At 66.3% G+C, this 9,170-nt stretch carries 17 protein-coding genes; all 17 read left to right on the plus strand.

Annotation, left to right across the window (positions count from 1 at the left end; genetic code table 11):
- The first annotated feature begins 19 nt into the window (after window positions 1-19).
- The 17 genes from rplV (at window position 20) to ACZ6EJ_RS23690 (ending at window position 9,004) form a co-directional block, all read left to right on the plus strand.
- Window positions 20-367 (plus strand): 50S ribosomal protein L22, encoded by a 348-nt coding sequence (rplV, locus tag ACZ6EJ_RS23610; RefSeq protein ID WP_004571827.1) that lies wholly within the window; start codon window positions 20-22, stop codon window positions 365-367.
- Window positions 367-1,206 carry a 30S ribosomal protein S3 gene (rpsC, locus tag ACZ6EJ_RS23615; protein WP_469269785.1) on the plus strand — a complete coding sequence of 280 codons (840 nt, stop codon included), beginning with the start codon at window positions 367-369 and terminating at the stop codon, window positions 1,204-1,206. Before rplV ends, rpsC begins: the two co-directional genes overlap by 1 nt.
- 5 nt (window positions 1,207-1,211) lie before the next feature.
- Entirely contained in the window at window positions 1,212-1,631 is a 420-nt protein-coding gene (gene rplP, locus ACZ6EJ_RS23620) for a 50S ribosomal protein L16 (protein ID WP_003966953.1), read from the plus strand.
- A complete protein-coding gene (rpmC, locus tag ACZ6EJ_RS23625) occupies window positions 1,631-1,855 on the plus strand; it encodes a 50S ribosomal protein L29 (RefSeq protein WP_015035581.1) in 225 nt (74 codons plus the stop codon). Before rplP ends, rpmC begins: the two co-directional genes overlap by 1 nt.
- Window positions 1,855-2,142 (plus strand): 30S ribosomal protein S17, encoded by a 288-nt coding sequence (gene rpsQ, locus ACZ6EJ_RS23630; RefSeq protein WP_469269786.1) that lies wholly within the window; start codon window positions 1,855-1,857, stop codon window positions 2,140-2,142. The genes rpmC and rpsQ overlap by 1 nt, the downstream gene beginning before the upstream one ends.
- Window positions 2,143-2,249: 107 nt before the next feature.
- Window positions 2,250-2,618 (plus strand): 50S ribosomal protein L14, encoded by a 369-nt coding sequence (gene rplN, locus ACZ6EJ_RS23635; protein ID WP_003966950.1) that lies wholly within the window; start codon window positions 2,250-2,252, stop codon window positions 2,616-2,618.
- Window positions 2,619-2,620: 2 nt separating this feature from the next.
- Window positions 2,621-2,944, plus strand: coding sequence for a 50S ribosomal protein L24 (gene rplX, locus ACZ6EJ_RS23640; RefSeq protein ID WP_003966949.1), 324 nt, complete (start codon window positions 2,621-2,623; stop codon window positions 2,942-2,944).
- Window positions 2,944-3,501 carry a 50S ribosomal protein L5 gene (gene rplE / locus ACZ6EJ_RS23645; RefSeq protein ID WP_037688009.1) on the plus strand — a complete coding sequence of 186 codons (558 nt, stop codon included), beginning with the start codon at window positions 2,944-2,946 and terminating at the stop codon, window positions 3,499-3,501. The genes rplX and rplE overlap by 1 nt, the downstream gene beginning before the upstream one ends.
- Window positions 3,502-3,503: 2 nt before the next feature.
- On the plus strand, window positions 3,504-3,689 hold the full coding sequence (locus tag ACZ6EJ_RS23650) for a type Z 30S ribosomal protein S14 (protein ID WP_003948630.1): 186 nt from the start codon (window positions 3,504-3,506) through the stop codon (window positions 3,687-3,689).
- A gap of 223 nt (window positions 3,690-3,912) precedes the next feature.
- Window positions 3,913-4,311: a 30S ribosomal protein S8 gene (gene rpsH / locus ACZ6EJ_RS23655; RefSeq protein ID WP_067163170.1), complete on the plus strand. Its 399-nt coding sequence runs from the start codon at window positions 3,913-3,915 to the stop codon at window positions 4,309-4,311.
- Window positions 4,312-4,332: 21 nt separating this feature from the next.
- Window positions 4,333-4,872, plus strand: coding sequence for a 50S ribosomal protein L6 (rplF, locus tag ACZ6EJ_RS23660; protein ID WP_003966946.1), 540 nt, complete (start codon window positions 4,333-4,335; stop codon window positions 4,870-4,872).
- Window positions 4,873-4,874: 2 nt separating this feature from the next.
- On the plus strand, window positions 4,875-5,258 hold the full coding sequence (gene rplR / locus ACZ6EJ_RS23665; RefSeq protein ID WP_014047792.1) for a 50S ribosomal protein L18: 384 nt from the start codon (window positions 4,875-4,877) through the stop codon (window positions 5,256-5,258).
- Window positions 5,259-5,305: 47 nt separating this feature from the next.
- Entirely contained in the window at window positions 5,306-5,911 is a 606-nt protein-coding gene (rpsE, locus tag ACZ6EJ_RS23670; protein WP_469269787.1) for a 30S ribosomal protein S5, read from the plus strand.
- Complete coding sequence (gene rpmD / locus ACZ6EJ_RS23675; protein ID WP_003966943.1) at window positions 5,911-6,093, plus strand: 50S ribosomal protein L30; 183 nt, start codon at window positions 5,911-5,913, stop codon at window positions 6,091-6,093. Before rpsE ends, rpmD begins: the two co-directional genes overlap by 1 nt.
- 1 nt (window position 6,094) lies before the next feature.
- Window positions 6,095-6,550 carry a 50S ribosomal protein L15 gene (gene rplO, locus ACZ6EJ_RS23680; protein WP_003966942.1) on the plus strand — a complete coding sequence of 152 codons (456 nt, stop codon included), beginning with the start codon at window positions 6,095-6,097 and terminating at the stop codon, window positions 6,548-6,550.
- 481 nt (window positions 6,551-7,031) lie between these two features.
- Window positions 7,032-8,345 (plus strand): preprotein translocase subunit SecY, encoded by a 1,314-nt coding sequence (gene secY, locus ACZ6EJ_RS23685; protein WP_469269789.1) that lies wholly within the window; start codon window positions 7,032-7,034, stop codon window positions 8,343-8,345.
- Window positions 8,345-9,004 (plus strand): adenylate kinase, encoded by a 660-nt coding sequence (locus tag ACZ6EJ_RS23690; protein ID WP_469269791.1) that lies wholly within the window; start codon window positions 8,345-8,347, stop codon window positions 9,002-9,004. Before secY ends, ACZ6EJ_RS23690 begins: the two co-directional genes overlap by 1 nt.
- Window positions 9,005-9,170 lie beyond the last annotated feature (166 nt).

Raw genomic sequence — 9,170 nt, forward strand, 5'->3', positions numbered from 1 at the left:
TTACACCGAAGGGACAACCATGGAAGCCAGGGCCCAGGCGCGGTACATCCGCGTCACGCCCATGAAGGCCCGCCGCGTGGTGGACCTCATCCGTGGCATGGACGCCACGGAGGCTCAGGCGGTCCTGCGTTTCGCCCCGCAGGCCGCGAGCGTGCCGGTTGGCAAGGTGCTGGACAGCGCCATCGCCAACGCTGCACACAACTACGACCACACCGACGCCTCTTCGCTGGTCATCAGCGAGGCGTACGTGGACGAGGGTCCGACCCTGAAGCGGTTCCGTCCGCGTGCCCAGGGCCGTGCCTACCGGATCCGTAAGCGGACCAGCCACATCACCGTGGTCGTCAGCAGCAAGGAAGGAACCCGGTAATGGGCCAGAAGGTAAACCCGCACGGGTTCCGGCTCGGCATCACCACGGACTTCAAGTCCCGCTGGTACGCCGACAAGCTGTACAAGGACTACGTCAAGGAAGACGTCGCCATTCGTCGCATGATGACGAAGGGCATGGAGCGGGCCGGCATCTCGAAGGTCGAGATCGAGCGCACCCGCGACCGCGTCCGCGTTGACATCCACACCGCCCGTCCGGGCATCGTCATCGGTCGCCGAGGCGCCGAGGCCGATCGCATCCGCGGCGAGCTGGAGAAGCTGACCGGCAAGCAGGTCCAGCTCAACATCCTCGAGGTCAAGAACCCCGAGGTGGACGCTCAGCTCGTGGCCCAGGCCGTCGCCGAGCAGCTCTCCTCCCGCGTCTCCTTCCGTCGTGCGATGCGCAAGAGTATGCAGAGCTCGATGAAGGCCGGCGCCAAGGGCATCAAGATCCAGTGCGGCGGTCGTCTCGGCGGCGCCGAGATGTCCCGCTCGGAGTTCTACCGCGAGGGCCGCGTGCCCCTGCACACGCTCCGGGCCAACGTCGACTACGGCTTCTTCGAGGCCAAGACGACCTTCGGCCGCATCGGCGTGAAGGTCTGGATCTACAAGGGCGACGTCAAGAACATCGCCGAGGTTCGCGCCGAGAACGCCGCGGCCCGCGCCGGCAACCGTCCGGCTCGTGGCGGCGCTGACCGCCCGGCCGGCCGCGGTGGCCGCACCGGCGGCGAGCGTGGCGGTCGCGGCCGTAAGCCGCAGCAGTCGCCGGCAGCCGAGGCCCCCAAGGCCGACGCCCCCGCCGCCGCTGCTCCGGCTGCTGAGAGCACCGGAACGGAGGCCTGACCGAAATGCTGATCCCCCGTAGGGTCAAGCACCGCAAGCAGCACCACCCGAAGCGCAGCGGTATGTCCAAGGGTGGCACGCAGGTTGCGTTCGGCGAGTACGGCATCCAGGCGCTGACCCCGGCGTACGTGACGAACCGTCAGATCGAGTCCGCTCGTATCGCGATGACCCGTCACATCAAGCGTGGCGGCAAGGTCTGGATCAACATCTACCCGGACCGTCCCCTCACGAAGAAGCCCGCCGAGACCCGCATGGGTTCCGGTAAGGGTTCTCCCGAGTGGTGGATCGCGAACGTCAAGCCGGGCCGGGTGATGTTCGAGCTGTCCTACCCGAACGAGAAGATTGCTCGTGAGGCGCTCACCCGCGCTGCTCACAAGCTTCCGATGAAGTGCCGGATCGTTCGGCGCGAGGCAGGTGAGTCGTGATGTCGGCCGGTACCAAGGCGTCCGAGCTGCGCGAGCTGGGCAACGAGGAGCTCCTCAACAAGCTCCGCGAAGCCAAGGAAGAGCTGTTCAACCTCCGCTTCCAGGCGGCGACGGGCCAGCTCGAGAACCACGGCCGGCTCAAGTCCGTCCGTAAGGACATCGCCCGGATCTACACCCTGATGCGCGAGCGCGAGCTGGGCATCGAGACGGTGGAGAGCGCCTGATGAGCGAGAAGACTGTGACTGAGACCAGCAAGATCGACCGCGGATTCCGCAAGACCCGTGAGGGTCTGGTCGTCAGCGACAAGATGGACAAGACCGTCGTCGTCGCCGTCGAGGACCGTGTCAAGCACGCGCTGTACGGCAAGGTCATCCGCCGTACGAACAAGCTCAAGGCCCACGACGAGCAGAACTCCGCCGGCGTCGGCGACCGCGTCCTCATCATGGAGACGCGTCCGCTGTCCGCCTCGAAGCGCTGGCGCGTCGTCGAGATCCTCGAGAAGGCCAAGTAATTCCTGAGGGGCATACCCCTCGGGTCAGTTCCGCCAGGCTCGGTGGGGCGCCTCTCCGGTGACGGAGAGGCGCCCGCCGGGAACCGGCAGACGATCAGGAGATAGACGTGATCCAGCAGGAGTCGCGACTGCGCGTCGCCGACAACACGGGTGCGAAGGAAATTCTCACCATTCGTGTTCTCGGTGGCTCGGGTCGCCGCTACGCGGGCATCGGTGACGTCATCGTCGCCACCGTCAAGGACGCGATCCCCGGTGGCAACGTGAAGAAGGGTGACGTCGTCAAGGCCGTCATCGTTCGCACCGTCAAGGAGCGTCGTCGTCAGGATGGCTCGTACATCCGCTTCGACGAGAACGCCGCCGTCATTCTGAAGAACGACGGCGACCCCCGCGGCACCCGCATCTTCGGCCCGGTGGGCCGGGAGCTGCGCGAGAAGAAGTTCATGAAGATCATCTCGCTCGCGCCGGAGGTGCTGTAAGCATGAAGATCAAGAAGGGCGACCTGGTCCAGGTCATCACCGGTAAGGACAAGGGCAAGCAGGGCAAGGTCATCGTGGCCTACCCCGCTCAGGACCGCGTCCTCGTCGAGGGTGTCAACCGGGTCAAGAAGCACACCAAGGCCGGTCAGACGGCTCGCGGCTCGCAGACCGGTGGCATCGTCACCACCGAGGCCCCGATCCACGTCAGCAATGTGCAGCTCGTCGTGGAGAAGGACGGCAACAAGGTCGTCACCCGCGTCGGCTACCGCTTTGACGACGAGGGCAACAAGATCCGCGTTGCCAAGCGGACCGGTGAGGACATCTGATGACTGCCACCACTGCGCCGCGTCTGAAGACGCGCTACCGCGAGGAAATCGCCGGCAAGCTGCGTGAGGAGTTCTCGTACGAGAACGTCATGCAGATTCCCGGTCTGGTCAAGATCGTGGTCAACATGGGTGTGGGCGACGCCGCCCGCGACTCCAAGCTGATCGACGGGGCCGTCCGCGACCTCACCACGATCACCGGTCAGAAGCCGGCCGTCACCAAGGCCCGCAAGTCCATCGCGCAGTTCAAGCTGCGCGAGGGTCAGCCGATCGGCTGCCACGTCACCCTCCGCGGTGACCGGATGTGGGAGTTCCTGGACCGTACGCTGTCGCTCGCGCTGCCGCGTATCCGTGACTTCCGTGGCCTGTCGCCGAAGCAGTTCGACGGCCGTGGCAACTACACCTTCGGTCTCACGGAGCAGGTCATGTTCCACGAGATCGACCAGGACAAGATCGACCGGGTCCGGGGCATGGACATCACCGTGGTCACCACGGCGACCAACGACGACGAGGGTCGTGCCCTCCTTCGTCACCTCGGCTTCCCGTTCAAGGAGAACTGACCGTGGCGAAGAAGGCTCTGATCGCTAAGGCCGCCCGTAAGCCGAAGTTCGGCGTTCGCGGGTACACCCGCTGCCAGCGCTGCGGCCGGCCCCACTCCGTCTACCGCAAGTTCGGCCTGTGCCGCGTGTGCCTTCGTGAGATGGCTCACCGTGGCGAGCTGCCGGGCGTGACCAAGAGCTCCTGGTAACTCCCCTCTGCCCTCGGGCACAGGGAAGTTCCGGAGACTCTCGGTAAGCATCTGGTCGGCAGGAGCCCCGCCTTTCATGCCGTAGGCTTGAAGGGTTGGGCGCCTGCCGCCCAAGACCGACTTACTACGCCGTAGGTCCCCGCACCGCACCCGTCCCGCCACTGAGTGGGGAGAGGGATGGCGCATACAGGAAACCCCGGCGAGAGAGGCCGAAGGCCAATTCATGACCATGACTGATCCCATCGCAGACATGCTCACGCGTCTGCGTAACGCGAACTCGGCGTACCACGACACCGTCGTGATGCCGCACAGCAAGATCAAGTCGCACATCGCGGAGATCCTCCAGCAGGAGGGCTTCATCACCGGCTGGAAGGTCGAGGACGCCGAGGTCGGCAAGAACCTCGTCCTCGAGCTGAAGTTCGGCCCGAACCGCGAGCGCTCGATCGCCGGCATCAAGCGGATCTCGAAGCCGGGTCTGCGTGTTTACGCGAAGTCCACCAACCTGCCGAAGGTCCTCGGCGGCCTGGGCGTGGCGATCATCTCCACGTCGCACGGTCTCCTGACCGGCCAGCAGGCAGGCAAGAAGGGCGTAGGTGGGGAAGTCCTCGCCTACGTCTGGTAGTCGGGAAAGGAAGGAAAGCTCATGTCGCGAATCGGCAAGCTCCCCATCCAGGTTCCCGCCGGTGTGGACGTCACCATCGATGGCCGCACGGTCGCGGTGAAGGGCCCCAAGGGTTCCCTCACGCACACCGTCGCCGCGCCGATCGAGGTCTCCAAGGGCGAGGACGGCGTGCTCAACGTCACCCGCCCGAACGACGAGCGTCAGAACAAGGCCCTCCACGGCCTGTCCCGCACGCTGGTGGCGAACATGATCACCGGCGTGACCGCGGGTTACTCCAAGGCGCTCGAAATCAGCGGTGTCGGTTACCGCGTCCAGGCGAAGGGCTCCAACCTGGAGTTCGCCCTGGGCTACAGCCACCCGATCCTCATCGAGGCTCCGGAAGGCATCACCTTCAAGGTCGAGTCGCCCACGAAGCTCAGCGTCGAGGGCATCGACAAGCAGAAGGTCGGCGAGGTAGCCGCCAACATCCGCAAGCTGCGGAAGCCCGACCCGTACAAGGCCAAGGGCGTCAAGTACGCGGGCGAGGTCATCCGCCGCAAGGTCGGAAAGGCTGGTAAGTAGCCATGGCATACGGTGTGAAGATCGCCAAGGGCGACGCGTACAAGCGTGCCGCTCTCAAGCGGCGCCACATCCGCGTCCGCAAGCACATCTCCGGTTCGCCGGAGCGTCCCCGCTTGGTCGTGACGCGTTCCAACCGCCACATCGTGGCCCAGGTCATCGACGACATCGCGGGCCACACGCTCGCGTCGGCGTCGACCCTGGACACCTCGATCCGTGGTGGCGAGGGTGACAAGAGCGCCCAGGCCAAGCAGGTCGGCGCCCTGGTCGCCGAGCGTGCCAAGGCTGCAGGCGTCGAGGCCGTCGTGTTTGACCGCGGTGGCAACCAGTACGCCGGGCGGATTGCCGCTCTGGCTGACGCCGCCCGTGAAGCCGGGCTGAAGTTCTAAGCCCCGGTTCCTACGCACAGCGGACGTAACAGAGAGAGGTAAATCCAATGGCTGGACCCCAGCGCCGCGGAAGCGGTGCCGGTGGCGGCGAGCGGCGGGACCGGAAGGGCCGTGACGGTGGCGCCAGCGCCGCCGAGAAGACCGCGTACGTCGAGCGCGTCGTCGCGATCAACCGCGTCGCCAAGGTTGTGAAGGGTGGTCGTCGCTTCAGCTTCACCGCGCTGGTCGTGGTGGGCGATGGTGACGGCACCGTCGGTGTCGGATACGGCAAGGCCAAGGAAGTTCCCGCGGCCATCGCCAAGGGCGTGGAAGAGGCCAAGAAGAACTTCTTCAAGGTCCCCCGCATCCAGGGCACCATCCCTCACCCGATCACGGGCGAGAAGGCTGCGGGCGTCGTCCTGCTCAAGCCGGCTTCCCCCGGTACCGGCGTCATCGCCGGTGGCCCGGTGCGTGCCGTGCTCGAGTGCGCCGGCGTTCACGACATCCTGTCGAAGTCGCTTGGCTCGTCCAACGCGATCAACATCGTGCACGCGACCGTGACGGCCCTCAAGGGCCTGCAGCGTCCCGAGGAGATCGCGGCCCGCCGCGGTCTGCCGCTCGAGGACGTCGCCCCCGCGGCTCTGCTCCGTGCGCGTGCGGGAGCGGGTGCGTAATGGCTCGCCTCAAGATCACGCAGACGAAGTCGTACATCGGCAGCAAGCAGAACCACCGCGACACCCTGCGTTCGCTCGGGCTCAAGCGCCTGAACGACTCGGTTGTCAAGGAGGACCGCCCCGAGTTCCGCGGAATGGTGCACACCGTCCGCCACCTCGTGACGGTTGAGGAGGTTGACTGACATGGCGGAGAACAGCCCGCTGAAGGCCCACAACCTCCGGCCTGCTCCGGGCGCCAAGACCGCCAAGACCCGTGTGGGTCGTGGTGAGGCGTCCAAGGGCAAGACCGCAGGCCGTGGTACCAAGGGTACGAAGGCTCGTTACCAGGTTCCGGAGCGCTTCGAGGGTGGCCAGATGCCCCTCCACATGCGTCTCCCGAAGCTCAAGGGCTTCAAGAACCCGTTCCGCACGGAGTACCAGGTCGTGAACCTGGACAAGCTCGCGACGCTCTACCCCGAGGGTGGAGAGGTCACGGTGGCCGACCTGGTCGCCAAGGGCGCCGTGCGCAACAACCACCTCGTCAAGGTCCTCGGACAGGGCGAGATCTCCGTGGCGCTGCAGGTTTCGGTTGACGCCGTCTCCGGCTCCGCCAAGGAGAAGATCACCGCCGCCGGCGGTACGGTCACCGAGCTCGTCTGAGCCGCGGGACAGGACTGAGCCTGGCCGGTCGCCTCTTCGGAGGTGACCGGCCAGGCTTTTCCGCGTCCGGGGGAGGCCCCGCACCCCCCGCCGTACGGGAGAGGGGCCCAGCGGCCTGTCCGGGGCCCGTACGGGGTCCGGTACGGCAAGGAGCGCCGCGGCGGTCTCACTCGGCGTGCACGGCCGCGCGTGCACGGTGAGGTGCGCCGTCCGGACCACCTCCCGTCCCGTGGTAGGGGCGAACCGGTGCGCGGGCGCACTCCGGGGGGTGCCGTGGTGCGGCTTCTGCGGTCTTATGCGCCCTTGTGGCAGTCGCCGACCAGGCGCCGGAGGGGTGGCGTGTGTTTCCTGCTCAGCGCTGGGCCGGGTAGGGTGGCGCCGTTAATCTCTGTGGCCTCCTTACGATGTAGGGCTGCCCTGTCACCGATCCCATCCAGACCCGTCGCCTCTGACGCATAGCGCGGGGGTCGCAGGAGGCACCGTGTTCACCGCGTTCGCCCGAGCGTTCAAGACGCCCGACCTGCGCAAGAAGCTGCTCTTCACGCTGGGCATCATCGTCATCTACCGGCTCGGGGCGCACATCCCGGCCCCCGGCGTCGATTACTCGAAGGTGCAGTACTGCGTCTCCAAGGCCGACTCGGGTGGTCTCCTCGGGCTGATGCAGATGTTCAGCGGCGGCGCCCTGCTGCAGGTGACCATCTTCGCGCTCGGCATCATGCCGTACATCACGGCCAGCATCATCCTCCAACTGCTGACCGTCGTGATCCCGCGCCTGGAAGCCCTGAAGAAGGAGGGGCAGTCCGGCACGGCCAAGATCACGCAGTACACGCGTTATCTGACGGTCGCGCTGGCGATCCTCCAGGGCACGGGCCTGGTGGCCACCGCCCGGAGCGGGGCGCTGTTCGCCAACTGCCCGGTGGCCGACCAGATCGTCCCCGACAAGTCGATCTTCACGACCGTCATCATGGTCCTCACGATGACCGCCGGCACGGCCGCCGTCATGTGGCTCGGCGAGCTGGTCACCGACCGCGGCATCGGCAACGGCATGTCGATCCTGATGTTCATCTCGATCGCCGCCACGTTCCCCGGCGCCCTGTGGGCGATCAAGGAGAGCGGCAAGCTGGCCGACGGCTGGATCGAGTTCGGCACCGTCATCCTCATCGGCTTCGTGATGGTCGGCCTCGTCGTCTTCGTCGAGCAGGCCCAGCGCCGCATCCCGGTGCAGTACGCGAAGCGGATGATCGGGCGCCGGTCCTACGGCGGCACGTCGACGTACATCCCGCTCAAGGTGAACCAGGCGGGTGTGATCCCCGTCATCTTCGCCTCGTCGCTGCTCTACATCCCGGCGCTGATCGTCCAGTTCTCCGGCTCCACCGCGGGCTGGGCGACCTGGATCACGGACAACTTCGTGACCGGCGACCACCCGTACTACATCGCGACGTACTTCGTGCTCATCGTGTTCTTCGCCTTCTTCTACGTGGCCATCTCGTTCAACCCCGACGAGGTCGCCGACAACATGAAGAAGTATGGTGGCTTCATCCCGGGTATCCGGGCAGGTCGACCTACTGCCGAGTATCTGAGCTACGTGCTCAACAGGATCACTTGGCCGGGCTCGCTGTACTTGGGCCTGATCGCTCTGGTGCCGACGATGGCGTTGGCAGGCTTCGGCGGTGCGAACCAGAACTTCCCGTTCGGCGGGACGAGCATCCTCATCATCGTGGGTGTCGGTCTGGAAACCGTGAAGCAGATCGAGAGTCAGCTCCAGCAGCGCAATTACGAAGGGTTCCTCCGCTGATGCGAATCGTCCTCGTCGGGCCTCCGGGCGCCGGCAAGGGAACGCAGGCTGCGTACCTTGCCAAGAACCTGTCGATTCCGCACATCTCCACGGGCGACCTGTTCCGCGCCAACATGAGCCAGGGCACCGACCTTGGCAAGCAGGCCCGCGCCTTCATCGACGCGGGGCAACTGGTGCCGGACGAGGTCACGATCGGGATGGCAAAGGACCGCATGGCCCAGCCGGACGCCGTCAACGGCTTCCTGCTGGACGGCTTCCCGCGGAACGTGGGCCAGGCCGAAGCCCTTGACGTGATGCTCAAGGACGAGGGCGTGAAGCTGGACGCGGTCCTCGATCTCGAGGTCCCCGAGGACGAGGTCGTGAAGCGGATCGCGGGCCGCCGCGTCTGCCGCAGGGACAGCGCGCACGTCTTCCACGTGACGTACAGCCCGTCGAAGACCGAGGGCGTCTGCGACGTCTGCGGCGGCGAGCTGTACCAGCGGCACGACGACAGCGAGGAGACGGTCCGCACCCGGCTCGAGGTCTACCACACGCAGACCGAGCCGATCATCGACTACTACCGGGCCCAGGGCCTGGTGGTGACCATCTCCGCGCTGGGCGAGGTGGCGGACGTGACCGCCCGCGCCATGGAGGCGCTGAACAGGTCCGACGAGGACTGAGTCCCGCCTCCGCACCACCCGCTGTGCAAGCCGGCCGCGGGGCCTTCCGGGCGCCCCGGCCGAATGCTTGCGCCCGTGTCGTTGCAAGCCCAAGGCCAAACGAGACCGTCTCCGCCGAGAGGCAAACAGCGATGGGGGAAAGTAAAAACCCCAAAGAGATCCCCAA

The sequence above is a fragment of the Streptomyces sp. NPDC041970 genome, from assembly GCF_055588985.1.